This window comes from Saccharopolyspora ipomoeae (assembly GCF_029952525.1).
Classification (GTDB): domain Bacteria; phylum Actinomycetota; class Actinomycetes; order Mycobacteriales; family Pseudonocardiaceae; genus Saccharopolyspora; species Saccharopolyspora ipomoeae.
On record NZ_JASAOF010000008.1, the window covers coordinates 94,925 to 108,179 of the forward strand.

At 70.0% G+C, this 13,255-nt stretch carries 11 protein-coding genes; 5 read left to right on the forward strand and 6 right to left on the reverse strand.

The window, feature by feature from the left end:
* The first annotated feature begins 275 nt into the window (after positions 1 to 275).
* Together QFW96_RS15075 and QFW96_RS15080 are read left to right on the forward strand one after the other, a co-directional pair.
* Positions 276 to 809, forward strand: coding sequence for a DUF305 domain-containing protein (locus QFW96_RS15075; protein WP_281456270.1), 534 nt, complete (start codon positions 276 to 278; stop codon positions 807 to 809).
* 128 nt (positions 810 to 937) lie between these two features.
* Complete coding sequence (locus tag QFW96_RS15080) at positions 938 to 1,810, forward strand: SDR family oxidoreductase (RefSeq protein WP_281456271.1); 873 nt, start codon at positions 938 to 940, stop codon at positions 1,808 to 1,810.
* 265 nt (positions 1,811 to 2,075) lie between these two features.
* Here the strand turns inward: QFW96_RS15080 and QFW96_RS15085 are convergent, their stop codons facing one another.
* The 6 genes from QFW96_RS15085 to QFW96_RS15110 form a co-directional block, all read right to left on the reverse strand.
* Positions 2,076 to 2,897 (reverse strand): VanZ family protein, encoded by an 822-nt coding sequence (locus QFW96_RS15085; protein WP_281456272.1) that lies wholly within the window; start codon positions 2,895 to 2,897, stop codon positions 2,076 to 2,078.
* A 754-nt stretch (positions 2,898 to 3,651) separates the two neighbouring features.
* Positions 3,652 to 4,392: a succinate dehydrogenase/fumarate reductase iron-sulfur subunit gene (locus tag QFW96_RS15090; protein ID WP_281456273.1), complete on the reverse strand. Its 741-nt coding sequence runs from the start codon at positions 4,390 to 4,392 to the stop codon at positions 3,652 to 3,654.
* A complete protein-coding gene (locus tag QFW96_RS15095; protein WP_281456274.1) occupies positions 4,392 to 6,284 on the reverse strand; it encodes a fumarate reductase/succinate dehydrogenase flavoprotein subunit in 1,893 nt (630 codons plus the stop codon). The genes QFW96_RS15090 and QFW96_RS15095 overlap by 1 nt, the downstream gene beginning before the upstream one ends.
* A gap of 11 nt (positions 6,285 to 6,295) precedes the next feature.
* The gene (locus QFW96_RS15100; protein ID WP_281456275.1) at positions 6,296 to 7,096 is read right to left on the reverse strand and encodes a hypothetical protein; all 801 of its coding nucleotides are present in this window, start codon (positions 7,094 to 7,096) and stop codon (positions 6,296 to 6,298) included.
* 110 nt (positions 7,097 to 7,206) lie between these two features.
* Positions 7,207 to 7,497: a hypothetical protein gene (locus QFW96_RS15105; RefSeq protein WP_281456276.1), complete on the reverse strand. Its 291-nt coding sequence runs from the start codon at positions 7,495 to 7,497 to the stop codon at positions 7,207 to 7,209.
* Positions 7,498 to 7,586: 89 nt separating this feature from the next.
* Complete coding sequence (locus QFW96_RS15110) at positions 7,587 to 9,413, reverse strand: hypothetical protein (RefSeq protein ID WP_281456277.1); 1,827 nt, start codon at positions 9,411 to 9,413, stop codon at positions 7,587 to 7,589.
* A gap of 229 nt (positions 9,414 to 9,642) precedes the next feature.
* On the opposite strand from QFW96_RS15110, the gene QFW96_RS15115 reads away from it, so the two are divergent.
* From QFW96_RS15115 to QFW96_RS15125, 3 genes are read left to right on the forward strand one after another with little or no spacing between them, the layout of a single operon-like run.
* On the forward strand, positions 9,643 to 11,901 hold the full coding sequence (locus tag QFW96_RS15115; RefSeq protein ID WP_281456278.1) for a xanthine dehydrogenase family protein molybdopterin-binding subunit: 2,259 nt from the start codon (positions 9,643 to 9,645) through the stop codon (positions 11,899 to 11,901).
* A gap of 54 nt (positions 11,902 to 11,955) precedes the next feature.
* Positions 11,956 to 12,429, forward strand: coding sequence for a (2Fe-2S)-binding protein (locus QFW96_RS15120; RefSeq protein WP_281456279.1), 474 nt, complete (start codon positions 11,956 to 11,958; stop codon positions 12,427 to 12,429).
* Positions 12,426 to 13,247: an FAD binding domain-containing protein gene (locus tag QFW96_RS15125; protein ID WP_281456280.1), complete on the forward strand. Its 822-nt coding sequence runs from the start codon at positions 12,426 to 12,428 to the stop codon at positions 13,245 to 13,247. The genes QFW96_RS15120 and QFW96_RS15125 overlap by 4 nt, the downstream gene beginning before the upstream one ends.
* Positions 13,248 to 13,255: the final 8 nt, after the last annotated feature.

The window sequence follows — 13,255 nt, forward strand, 5'->3', positions numbered from 1 at the left end:
GAACCCTGCACGACGAGCCGGTCGCGATGCCGCCGACTGCGGATACTAGTCCCGGGGTCCGGCCGGAGTTCGGCCGGGCCGTAGCCACCCTATTCATCGGGGCCCCGATCGTCACCCGCGGTGAGATCCATCAGACACAGCGCGACGTGGACGACGTCGCGCGCACCGGGCGCGAGGCGGACAGATAACCTACGTGGCAACAGGTCCGGCAGCCCACCTGCGTTCGCACCGGGCAGCCCTGGGACGACGTCCACCAGATCCTGGAGGGGAAGCACGTGCGGAAGAGCACGATCATCGGCGCTGTGCTGGTCGGCGGTATCGCACTCGCGGGCTGCACACCGGCCGAGTACGACAGCGACCAGCCGCCGGCCCCGGGCACGCCGCCCGCCGACGCGCCGAAGATGGCCGGCCAGGCCTCGACCGGCCACGGCTCGACCGGCGAGAGCGGGGCGGCCGCGCAGCTGCTGAGCAACCGCCAGCAGGTGCTGGCGCTGGCCGAGCTCGCCGCCACGAAGGCCACCAGCCCGCAGGCCAAGGAGGTCGCCGCGGAGCTCCAGCAGTCGGCGACCGAGCAGGTCACCGAGCTGAAGCAGCTCGCCGGTGGCGCCACCGGCCAGGCCCCGGAGGCCGACGCCGCGCTGTCCGCGCTGAGCGGCGCGGCGTTCGACGCCCAGTGGAAGCAGAAGGTGCTCTCGCTGGTCGGCCAGGCCCCGGCGCTGGCCCAGGGCGACGCCGAGCTCTCCGAGCTCGCGACCGAGCTGACCACCGAGCAGCAGGAGATCACGGCGAAGCTCAACGCCATCGCCTGATCCACGAGCTCTGCAGAAGAGGCACCCGCGAGTCGTCGCGGGTGCCTCTTCTTTTCGCTCTTCACGAGCCAACCTACTGCGAGTAGGCTACTGCGGAGTAGATAGCGGGTTGACTCAAGGGAGAGCAGATGCCGAACGTTGCCGGCAAGGTCGTCCTGATCACCGGGGCCGCGAGGGGGATCGGCGCCGAGACCGCGCGCGAGCTGGCCAAGCGCGGCGCCAAGCTCGCCCTGGTCGGCCTGGAGCCCGAGCAGCTGGCGGAGGTCGCCGCCGAGCTCGGCGAAGGTCACTTCTGGGCCGAGGCCGACGTCACGGACCCCGAGTCGCTGCAGACCGCGGTGGACGCGGCGCGCGAGAAGTTCGGCCGGATCGACGCGGCCATCGCCAACGCCGGCATCGCCCCGCTGGGCAGCATCCGCGAGAGCGATCCGCGCGGCTTCCTCAAGACCATGGACGTCAACGTCAACGGCGTGTTCCACACCGCCCGCGCGGTGATGCCCGCCTTGGCCGAGTCGAAGGGGTACCTGCTGGTGGTGTCCTCGCTGTCGGCGTTCGCGCCGATCGGCGGCATGGCCGCCTACACGGCGAGCAAGGCCGCCTCCGAGGCGTTCGCCTCCGCGCTGCGCATGGAGGTGCTGCACCTGGGCGTCTCGGTGGGTTCGGCGCACCCCTCGTGGATCGACACCGACCTGGTCCGCGAGGTCGCGGGCGATCTCAAGACCTTCACCGAGATGCGCAAGCGCCTGCCGTGGCCGATGCGCGCCATCACCACCCCGGAGGCGTGCGCGCGGGCCTTCGCCCACGCCGTCGAGCGCCGCAAGCGCCGCGTCTACGTCCCGCGCGGCGTCATGCTCATGCACTGGCTGCGCAACGTGCCGGGATCGGCGCTGGTGGAGCTGTTCATGCGCCCGCAGCTGATCAAGCTCATCCCGCAGCTGGAGCAGGAGGTCCGCGAGCTCGGCCGCTACATGAGCGAGCGGAACCAGAAGCTGAACTCCTGATCCCCGCACTCGTCGGTCGGGGAAGTTTTCATGAAAACTTCCCCGACCACCCACCCAGAGGAAGTTTCGACTGAAACTTCCCCCGACGAACCCCGGACACCCCACCACCAGCACGTTCTCTCGGTTCTATGTGGTTGAGGTTTCAGTTGAACCTCGGTTCGGGGACGTGGTGGGGGAAGTTCTCATGAAAACTGCGCGGGAGCCGGAACCCGGCCCCGAGGGCCGGTGGTCGGGATCGCGACGGGAGAGCTCCCGACCACCGGGGTCAGCGTGCGTTCTGCTGGCCGACCAGGGGGCGCTGCTGCGGGACGGTCCGCTGGTGCCCGAGCGGCCCCCGCTGCGGCAGCGCGGCGCGCGCCGGGTGGAACACGTCGTGACCGGCCAGGACCGGGCGCTTGGCGAGCACCGGCTGCTGCGGGCCGACGGGACGGCGGCGCGGGAGGCTGCGGCGGCTCTGCGCGGCGGCCTGGTAGCACTGCCGCTCGTGCTCGATGCGGGCGATGAGCAGCCAGACCGTCGGATCCCCTTCGCCGGTGGGCCGGTGCTGCGGGCGGTTGGCGGGGCTGATCCAGTACGGCAGCCGCACGATCATGCCGCCGAGGACGGCGCCGATGGTGTTGCACACGACGTCGTCGGCGGAGCAGACGCGGCCGCTGATGGCCACGAACTGGATGGCCTCGATCGAGGTCGAGCACAGCATGCCGCCGACGGCGATCTTGGCGACGCTGTCGAACCACGGGAGCCGTTGCGGCACGAGCACGCTCAGCGGCAGCAGCAGCACGAGGTTGCCCGCCAGCTGCAGCCACGGCTGCGAATCACCGGGGGCCGCGCTGAGCGCTTCGGTGACGTCGTTGCCGATCTCGGGCCGGAACGGCTCCAGCGTCGGCACCTGGGGCGTGAAGACCAGGTAGCCCACGACGAGGATCGAGTAGGCCAGGGCTCCGTCGATCAGCGGTTCCCGCATCACGAACGGCTCGGTCGAATAGCCGCGGAACACTCCGGATCCGCACCCCACGGCGAGCGCGACCAGGAGCAGCGTCGTCACCACGGGAACGAATCCGTCGAATGCCACGAGAATCTGCTGCACGTCCGCCGCACTTCCTCTGGCAGCCAGCGCCAGGACTCAAGGCACGCGGTGAATCCTCAGCGGATCTACCGAATACCTGGAAACCGTTGGGAATTGTCATTTCCAGCGGTCGGCGTTGACCGAGATCTTCTGGGGTCTGCATCGGCCGGTGGCGGCCGGACGCCGCCTCGGGGTTTCGCGACGTCCGGCCGCCGGACCCCTGCCACCGCTGGGGCGGCAGGGCGGGGTTTCGCGACGTAGCAGGCCATTCGGCGGATTTGCGGGCCCTCGTCGGGGTACGGGTCCCGGCTTCCGTCCGGCCGACCACGACGCGGTCCCCGCGACTGGTCTGGTGGTGTCCATCTGAATCGACTCCGTTCGCAGTGAAAGGTAACCGGAATCGCAGGTCGAAAGACAGGCATGGCAAGAAGACGCCATAGCCCGAATAGCTCTCCACAATGGACGAGAACGGCCGCGAAAAGCGCCGTGAACTGCGAATCTGCAACGATCAAGTACCGGAGTCGTCGAACGAGTCCGAATATTCCCACAATTCCCAGCGCGCGCTCATTCGTGAATCCCGCGTAACCGCACGTGAACACGACGACAAGTCCGTGAATAACGGGGAATCCCGCGGTGAACCCACCCGAAACGCAACCCGTGCCCCAACCGGACCGTGCCCCAACCGGACCGGGGCCCAACCTACCCCTACCGCCCCCGATTGACGAGAACGGCCCACCGGCTCGTCAGAACCGGTGGGCCGCGGCGGTGCTCGTCGTCAGTCCTTCTTCTTGAAGAGGCGGCGGAGGGGGTCGTAGCGGCGGTCCGCGACTCGTTCCTTGAGGGGGATGAGGGCGTTGTCGGTGATGTGGATGTGCTCGGGGCAGACGTCGGTGCAGCACTTGGTGATGTTGCACATGCCCAGGCCGTGATCTCCCCTGGCCTCCTCCGGGCGGTCGCGGGCCTCGTCGAGCGGGTGCATCTCCAGCTCGGCGACGCGCATGAGGAAGCGAGGACCGGAGAACGCCTCCTTGTTGTCCTCGTGGTCGCGGATGACGTGGCAGGTGTCCTGGCACAGGAAGCACTCGATGCACTTGCGGAACTCCTGCGAGCGCTGCACGTCGACCTGCTGCATCCGGTACTCGCCGGGTTCGAGGCCCGCCGGCGGGGTGAACGCCGGGACCTCGCGGGCCTTGACGTAGTTGTACGACACGTCGGTGACGAGGTCCTTGATCAGCGGGAACGTGCGCATCGGGGTGACGGTGATCGTCTCGTCCTCGGTGAACGTCGACATCCGCGTCATGCACATCAGGCGGGGGCGGCCGTTGATCTCCGCCGAGCACGAACCGCACTTGCCCGCCTTGCAGTTCCAGCGGACCGCCATGTCCGGGGCCTGGGTGGCCTGCAGCCGGTGGATGATGTCGAGGACGACCTCGCCCTCGTTGACCTCGACGGTGTAGTCCTGCAGCTCGCCGTCGTCGGTGCCGCGCCACACGCGGAAGTGCGCTTGGTATCCCATCACCGCTCCTCAGCCTGGACGTCCGCGAGTTCTTCCTCGGTGTAGTACTTGCGCAGCTCGTCGAGCTTGAACAGCTCCAGCAGGTCGTGCCGCATCGGCGGCTGCTGCTGCTCGGCGACCTCGACGCCGTCGCCGGACTTGGTGCACACCAGCAGCTTCCGGCGCCACTGGGCCTCCATCCCCGGGTGGTCGTCGCGGGTGTGGCCGCCGCGGCTCTCGGTGCGCAGCAGCGCTGCCCGGGCGACGCACTCGCTGACCAGCAGCATGTTCCGCAGGTCCAGCGCCAGGTGCCAGCCGGGGTTGAACTGCCGGTTGCCCTCCACCTCCAGGTGCTCGGCGCGGGCGACGAGCTCGCGCAGCCGGTCCAGCGCCTCGCGCATCTCGGTGCCGCGCCGGATGATGCCGACCAGGTCGTTCATCGACTGCTGGAGCTCGGAGTGCAGCGCGTAGGGGTTCTCGCTGCGGCCCTCCTCGGGGTTGAACGGGTCGGCCGCGCGCCGCGCCGCGGCGTCCACATCGGACTCGGCGATCGCGGGCCTGCCCGACAGGCCCCGCACGTACTCGGCGGCGCCGGTTCCGGCGCGGCGGCCGAAGACCAGGAGGTCCGACAGCGAGTTGCCGCCCAGGCGGTTCGACCCGTGCATGCCGCCCGCGACCTCACCGGCCGCGAACAGCCCCGGCACCCGCGAGGCCGCGGTGTCCGGGTCGACCTCGACGCCGCCCATCACGTAGTGGCAGGTCGGGCCGACCTCCATCGCCTCGGCGGTGATGTCCACGTCGGCCAGTTCCTTGAACTGGTGGTGCATCGACGGCAGCCGCTTGGTGATCGTCTCGGCCGGGAGCCGCGTGGCCACGTCGAGGAACACACCGCCGTGCTGGGAGCCCCGGCCCTCCTTGACCTCGTTGTTGATGGCGCGGGCGACCTCGTCGCGCGGCAGCAGCTCAGGCGGCCTGCGGTTGTTGTCCGGGTCGTCGTACCAGCGGTCGGCCTCGGCCTCGCTGTCGGCGTAGTTGTCCTTGAACACCTCGGGGATGTAGTCGAACATGAACCGGCTGCCCTCGGAGTTGCGCAGCACTCCCCCGTCGCCGCGCACCGACTCGGTGACCAGGATTCCCTTCACGCTCGGCGGCCACACCATGCCGGTGGGGTGGAACTGCACGAACTCCATGTTGATCAGCGACGCCCCGGCGCGCAGCGCCAGCGCGTGCCCGTCGCCGGTGTACTCCCAGGAGTTCGAGGTGACCTTGAAGGACTTGCCGATGCCACCGGTGGCGAGGACGACGGCGGGCGCGTCGAACAGCACGAACCGCCCGGACTCCCGCCAGTACCCGAACGCCCCGGAGATCCGGTCGCCCTCCTTGGTCAGCTCGGTGACCGTGCACTCCTGGAAGACCTTGATGCGCGCCTCGTGGTCGCCGAACTCGGCGTGGTCCTCCTGCTGCAGCGAGACGATCTTCTGCTGCAGCGTGCGGATGAGCTCCAGCCCGGTCCGGTCGCCGACGTGCGCGAGCCGCGGGTACTCGTGCCCGCCGAAGTTGCGCTGGCTGATCCGGCCGTCGGGGGTGCGGTCGAACAGCGCCCCGTAGGTCTCCAGCTCCCACACCCGTTGCGGTGCCTCGCGGGCGTGCAGCTCGGCCATCCGCCAGTTGTTGAGGAACTTCCCGCCGCGCATGGTGTCGCGGAAGTGCACCTGCCAGTCGTCGTGGGAGTTGACGTTGCCCATCGAGGCGGCGATGCCGCCCTCGGCCATGACCGTGTGCGCCTTGCCGAACAGGGATTTGCACACCACGGCGGTGCGCAGTCCCGCCGAGCGGGTCTCGATCGCCGCGCGCAGACCCGCGCCACCGGCGCCGATCACGACCACGTCGTACTCGTGCCGTTCGATCTCCACATCCAGTCCTTCTAGTTGAACAGTCTGGGATCAGTGATGGCTCCGCTGGCCACCAGCATCACGTACAGGTCGACCAGCGCGACCGAGGCCAGGGAGCACCAGGCGAGCAGCATGTGCTTGCCGTTGAGCCAGGTGACCTTGGTCCAGAGCCAGTAGCGCACCGGGTGCTTCGAGAAGTGGTTGAGCCTGCCGCCGATGAGGTGGCGGCAGGAGTGGCAGGACAGCGTGTAGGCCCACAGCAGCACCACGTTGACCACCATCAGCACCGTGCCGAGACCGACGCCGACACCGCCGTCGGTGCCCTTGAACGCGATGACCGTGTCGTAGGTCAGCACCGCCGCGACCAGCATCGCCGCGTAGAAGAAGTAGCGGTGCGCGTTCTGCAGGATCAGCGGGAACCGGGTCTCGCCGGTGTAGCGGCGGTGCGGTTCGCCCACGGCGCAGGCCGGCGGCGACGCCCAGAACGCCCGGTAGTAGGCCTTGCGGTAGTAGTAGCAGGTCAGCCGGAACCCGAGCACGAACGGCAGCACGAAGATCGGCGGTGGCACGAGCCACCCCAGGTCCGGGAAGGGCTGTCCGAAGTGGCTGGACCCGGGCACGCAGGCCGCCGACAGGCACGGCGAGAAGAACGGCGCCAGGTAGTTGTGCTCCGGGACCCAGTACCACTGGTTCATGAACGTGCGGATCAGGCCGTAGACCACGAAGGCCGTCAGGCCGAGGAAGGTCACCAGCGGCGGGAGCCACCAGCGGTCGGTGCGCAGGGTGCGCGCGCCGATGCGGGCCCGGCCGGTGGCGCTAGCGGGTGCGGACATTCGTTGACCTCGTTGTCATGAGTCGTCCGACGTGCTCACCTTGAGGCCGCTCATTGTGGATCAGGCCACAGTCCGCTGCTAGTCCCCCGTAAGGTTCAATCACCGCCGCCTCAGCGCCGGGGGTGGCCTCCGAGGCCCTCGTCGTCGGCGTCCTGCCAGAGCGACGGGTCGTAGGGGGTGTCCGGCACGATCACCACGTCGTCGCGGGTCTCGTCGCTGCGCCGCGGTGCGGGCAGCTCGGTGACGAGCTCGGCGGCGTCGATGTCGAGTCGTTCGATGTCGTTGTGGATCCGGCGGAGCGCGGCGGCGTCGCCGTAGCGCTGCCGCAAAGCCCCGGCGCTGCTCTTGAGCTGCGCCAGAACGCGCTGGAACTCGGCCAGTTCGGTCGTAGTCGAGGCCATCGGCGAACACCTCTCGCGCCTAGGTGGTGGAACCTCCTCCTAGGACTCTGCCCGCCTCCGCCAAATGTGACAAGTACCACATCGAACGATCATCCGATGCGTCCCTCGAACGGGCGCCGGGACGCGGCCCGCTCGGCCGCGTCGCGCTCGGCGCAGGGCGGGCCGGAGATCGCGCGGCCGATGCGCTGAGCGCCCCAGCCCAGCGCCAGCACGTAGCCCAGCGAGCAGGCGATCACCACCGCCGACGCCGACGGCCACAGCCACTCCGGGACGCCGGGGGCCGCCTCGCGGCGCAGCAGCTGGTACTCGGGCATGGCCGGGCGGGTGAACTGCGCGGGCGCGGACACGCCCGGCTTGTCGCGGGACGCGTCGGCCGGGAAGTACACCGGCGTCGCGAGGATCGCGCGGCCCGAGTGCAGCCTGATGATCGTCTTCCAGGGCCCGCTGATCGGCATCGGCTGGTTGGTCCGGTACACGCCGGGGCCGATCTCGGTCATCCGGTCGACGTGCAGCGCTCCGCCCTGCCAGCCGGTGATCGTCAGCCACGTCGGGTGCTCGGCGATCGGCGCGGGCTCGATGCGCACCTCGGCCTGCCGAGTCCGCTCGTCGACGGTCACCTCCGCGCGCACGTCTTCCGGCGCGGCGCCCACCAGCCCGTTGACCACGGCGATCGCGATGCCGCTCAGCGCCGCCGCGAACACGCCGACGCGGACCCGGGCGGGCGGCAGCTCACCGCGCAGCGCCCGCACCAGCAGCGCGCCCAGCAGGCCGCCGCAGACGCCGCCGAGCAGCGACATCAGCACGCCCTCCGGCAGCATGTCCGGCGACCACGGCAGCCGGTAGGCGGCGGAGGTCCACACGTACTCGCTGGTGTAGCCGATGGTGCCGATGAGCAGCCCGGAGAACACGCCCAGCACCAGCGGCCTGCGCACCAGGGCCACCGCGGCGATCTCCACGCACAGCGCCTCGACGACGTAGAGCGGCATCGCCGAGGTCGGCCCGCCCAGGGCCGTGCCGACCAGCAGCGCGATGCCGCCGCGGGTGAGCAGGAACAGCGCGACGGCCAGCACCGCTCCCCCGCGCCCGATCCAGAGCCGCGCGGCCACCAGCGCGCACCCGGCGGACACGGCGATGAGCAGCGGCTGGAAGACCATCCGGAACTGCGGGACGCCGAAGTCCCACTCGGCCTGGAACAGCGACAGCCCGACCAGCAGCGCCCCGCACAGCAGGCCGCGTCGCACGTAGAGCGCGCGCATCGTCTCGGCGCGGCCGGTGCGCACGAACCGGCCCTCGCGCTCCAGCAGGGCCATGGCGACCAGCGACAGCGAGACGCCGCCGATGATGATCAGCCGCGCGGGACCCCACAGCGTCACGTCCTGGCCGAAGAGCCGCTGCCACACGGCGTCGAGCGGGAACCCCAGCAGCGAGAAGAACCCGGCCAGGCCCAGCAGCAGTCCGCTGGTCGGGGCCTCCCAGCAGCGGGTGATGCGCAGCGCCGCTCGGCCGGGGCTCTCGCCCACCGGCAGCACCGTCGCCAGGGTTCCGGCGACGCAGAGGCCGAAGAGCCCGAACAGGATCGGGTAGTGCGCGATGTTGGCCAGCGGGCCGTGGCCGCGTCCCTGCGTGATCCGCAGGGCGATGTCCCAGTACAGCCCGAGCAACGTCACCAGCAGCGACATCAGCGCGATCCGCAGCGGTAGCGCGGACCAGCCGGGGAGCCCCCGCAGCAGCCAGGAGTGCTCGGCGCGTTCGGCGTGGCGGGCCAGCGCGGTGATCTTGCCGGTGCGGTGCCCGTAGCCGAACGCGATCAGCAGCGCGGCCAGCAGTGCGGCGCTACCGGAAGCGATGAGGATCTGATCGAGGTCCGCGCCTCCCGCCGGGCCGGAGCCCGGCGACTGCTGGATGAGCGAGGTCATGCGGTGATCGAACACCAAACCCTCTAACGCTGTCAGGCTTTACTGTGACATTCAACGTTGTCACGAAGAGGGTTCACTCTTTCGGCCCAACCGCGCGACGATTCTCCCCTCACGCGGAATCCGCGACACGCCGACTTCTTTGGCCGCTAAGTCTTGTGGCTCACAGTCCGGAGCACAAGACTCCCGTACGGTTCCCGAACTATCTGATCCTGTTGACTGCGAGGCAGCTTTGAGCATTCTCGGCACCCGGGTCCAACGTGTCGAAGACCCACGCCTTCTCACAGTCGGCGGCACCTACGTGGACGACCTGCGTGAACCCGCCCTGCAAGGCGCACTGCACGTCCTGTTCGTCCGCAGTCCGCTGGCCCACGCCACCATCACCGAAGTGGACGTCGACGAAGCCAGGTCGGCGCCCGGCGTGCACGGCGTCTTCACCGCCGACGACGTCGACCTCCCGCCCTACGCCTCGGGCGGCAGCCTCTCCGGCCCCACCCCGCCCGGCCTCGACCGGCCGCACCTGGCCAAGGGCGTCGTGCACTACGTCGGCGAACCGGTCGTGGCGGTGGCCGCCGAAACCCTCGCCCAGGCCCAGGACGCGGCGGAGATGGTCTCCATCGACTACGACCCGCTCGACCCGGTGATCGACCTGGACGAGGCCCTGGCCGGCGAGAAGCTGGTGTTCCCGGAAGCGGGCACCAACGTCATCGGCGCCGCGGGCGAGCTCGACGACTCGCTGTTCGACGGCTGCGAGGTCGTGGTCACCAGGCAGATCGTCAACCAGCGCGTGGCCGCGGCCTCGCTGGAGGGCCGCTCGGCCGCCTGCGCCTGGGAGGGCGACAAGGTCACCCTGTGGCTGTCCAACCAGAACGCGCAGTCCTGCCGCGACGAGCTGATGGGCAACCTCGGCCTGCCGCAGGACAAGCTGCGCGTCATCACGCCCGACGTGGGCGGAGGCTTCGGCGCCAAGATCGGCTCCGAGCAGGAGGCCGCGCTGCTGTCGCTGGTGTCCCGCAAGATCGGCAAGCCGGTCAAGTGGGTCGAGACCCGCAGCGAGAACCTGGTCGCGATGACGCACGGCCGCGCGCAGCGGCACCAGATCACCATCGGCGGCAGCCGCGACGGCCGGGTGCAGGCCTACCGGCTGGAGATCGTGCAGGACGTCGGCGCCTACCCGCGGATGGGCGCGTTCCTGCCGGTGTTCACGCAGATGATGGCCAGCGGCGTCTACGACATCGCCAAGGTCGAGTCGCGGGCGCAGACCGTGGTCACCAACACCACGCCGATCGGCGCCTACCGCGGTGCCGGGCGCCCGGAGGCCACCGCCGCCGTGGAGCGCGCGATCGACCTGTTCGCCGCCGAGATCGGCGCCGACCCGGCCGACGTGCGACGCAAGAACCTCGTCAAGCCGGAGCAGTTCCCGTACCAGACGCCGGGCGGGATGCTCTACGACACCGGCGAGTACATCAAGGGGCTCGACTCGGTCCTGGAGGCCGCCGACTACGCCTCGCTGCGCGAGGAGCAGGCGAAGCGGCGCGCGGACGGCAGCGCCAAGCAGCTGGGCATCGGCCTGGCCAGCTACGTGGAGATCACCGCGCCGAACAACACCGAGGGCGAGACCGGGCACGTCGAGATCCGGCCCGACGGCAGCGTTCTGGTGCTCACCGGCAGCTCCCCGCACGGCCAGGGCCACTGGACGAGCTACGCGATGCTGGTGTCCGAGCAGCTGGGCATCGACCTGGACAAGATCGAGGTCGTGCACGGCGACACGGACCTGATCCCCAAGGGCGTGGGCACGATGGGCTCGCGCTCGCTGCAGCTGGGCGGCACGGCGGTGCACCGGGCCGCGATCGACGTCAAGGACAAGGCCCGCAAGCTGGCCGCCGAGATGATCGAGAGCGACGAGGCCGACATCGAGCTCACCGACGGCAAGTGGCAGGTGCGCGGCGCCCCGAACGTCACGGTGTCGTGGGCCGACCTGGCGCAGAAGTCCGCCGACGGCCTGGCCGCCGACGTGCACTTCGTGGAGGACCGGCCGACGTTCCCGTTCGGCAGCCACCTCGCCGTCGTCGAGGTCGACGTGGAGACCGGCAAGGTCGACTACCTGCGGCACGTCACGGTCGACGACGCGGGCGTGATCATCAACCCGGTGCTCACCGAGGGCCAGCGGCACGGCGGCATCGCCCAGGGCGCGGCGCAGGCGCTGCTGGAGGAGGTCTCCTACGACTCCGACGGCAACCCGCAGAACGCCAGCTTCGCCGACTACGCGATCGTCACCGCCGCCGAGCTGCCGAGCTTCGAGCTGCTGACCATGGAAACGGCCACCACCCTGAACCCGTTGGGCGTGAAGGGGATCGGCGAGGCCGGGACCATCGGGTCCACTCCCGCGGTGCAGAACGCGGTGGTGGACGCGCTGTCCCACCTCGGCGTCCGGCACATCGACATGCCCACCACGCCCCAGCGGGTGTGGGAAGCGATCAACCAGGCATAGAAACACCGCTGATCTCGTTCAGGTAGTGCACCTGAGAAGCCTAGGAGTTCCTTCGTGCAAGTTTCGATCAACGTCAACGGCGAGCAGCGGACCCACGACGTGGAGGACCGCACCCTGCTCGTCCAGTACCTGCGCGACGACTGCGAGCTGACCGGCACCAACATCGGCTGCGACACCACGTCGTGCGGTGCGTGCACGGTGCTGCTCGACGGCGAGTCGGTCAAGTCCTGCACGGTGCTGGCCGCGCAGGCCGAGGGCCGCGAGGTCACCACCATCGAGGGCCTGGCGGACGGCGAGGAGCTGCACCCGATGCAGCGCTCGTTCCAGAAGAACCACGGCCTGCAGTGCGGTTACTGCACGCCGGGCATGGTGATGGCCTCGGTGTCGCTGGTGGAGGAGAACCCGAACCTGACCGAGGCCGACGTGCGGTCCGGGCTGGAGGGCAACCTCTGCCGCTGCACCGGCTACCACAACATCGTTCAGGCCGTGCTCGACGCGGCCCGGGAGAAGCAGGGGGCCGCGGAATGATTCCTGCCGCCTTCACCTACAAGCGCGCCACCACGGTCGACGAGGCGCTGAACCTGCTCGCCGAGCACGGCGACGACGCGAAGCTGCTGGCGGGCGGGCACTCCCTGCTGCCGCTGATGAAGCTGCGGTTCGCGGTGCCGGAGGTCGTCATCGACGTCGGCGGCCTGCGCGACCTGTCCTACATCCGCGAGGAGGGTTCGCAGATCCGCATCGGTGCCCTGACCCGGCACCACGACCTGGAGCACTCGGAGCTGCTGCGGCGCGAGATCCCGCTGCTCGCGCACGCGGCGGGCACCATCGGCGACCCGCAGGTCCGCCACCGCGGCACGATCGGCGGTTCGCTGGTCCACGGCGATCCCGCCTCGGACCTGCCGGCCGTGGCGCTGGCGCTGGACTCGGTGCTGGTGGCCCAGGGCCCGTCGGGGACGCGGGAGATCGCGATCACGGACTTCTTCACCGACTTCTTCGAGACCTCGCTCGGCGAGGACGAGCTGCTGGTGGAGATCCGCGTCGAGAAGAACCCGAACCAGGGCTGGGACTTCCAGAAGTTCACCAAGCGCGCCATCGACTGGGCGGTCGTGGGCGTGGCGGTCGCGGGCAACCGCGTCGCCCTGGTCAACATGGGCCCGACCCCGATGCGCGCGGCAGGCGTCGAGGAGGCCCTGGCCTCCGGCGCCACCCCGGCCGAAGCGGCCGAGCGCGCCGCGGAGAACACCTCTCCCCCGGACCAGCCCTCGGCCACGGCGGAGTACCGCCACCACCTCGCCAAGGTCCTGGTCCGCAGAGCCCTCGAAGCAGCAACCACCCGCAATTCCTGACGAACACC

Bases quoted from the DNA above. Each gene is read 5' to 3' on its own strand.
- QFW96_RS15090 (WP_281456273.1), bottom strand. From the start codon at position 4,392: ATGGGATACCAAGCGCACTTCCGCGTGTGGCGCGGCACCGACGACGGC.
- QFW96_RS15125 (WP_281456280.1), top strand. From the start codon at position 12,426: ATGATTCCTGCCGCCTTCACCTACAAGCGCGCCACCACGGTCGACGAG.
- QFW96_RS15080 (WP_281456271.1), top strand. From the start codon at position 938: ATGCCGAACGTTGCCGGCAAGGTCGTCCTGATCACCGGGGCCGCGAGG.
- QFW96_RS15105 (WP_281456276.1), bottom strand. From the start codon at position 7,497: ATGGCCTCGACTACGACCGAACTGGCCGAGTTCCAGCGCGTTCTGGCG.
- QFW96_RS15110 (WP_281456277.1), bottom strand. From the start codon at position 9,413: ATGACCTCGCTCATCCAGCAGTCGCCGGGCTCCGGCCCGGCGGGAGGC.
- QFW96_RS15100 (WP_281456275.1), bottom strand. From the start codon at position 7,096: ATGTCCGCACCCGCTAGCGCCACCGGCCGGGCCCGCATCGGCGCGCGC.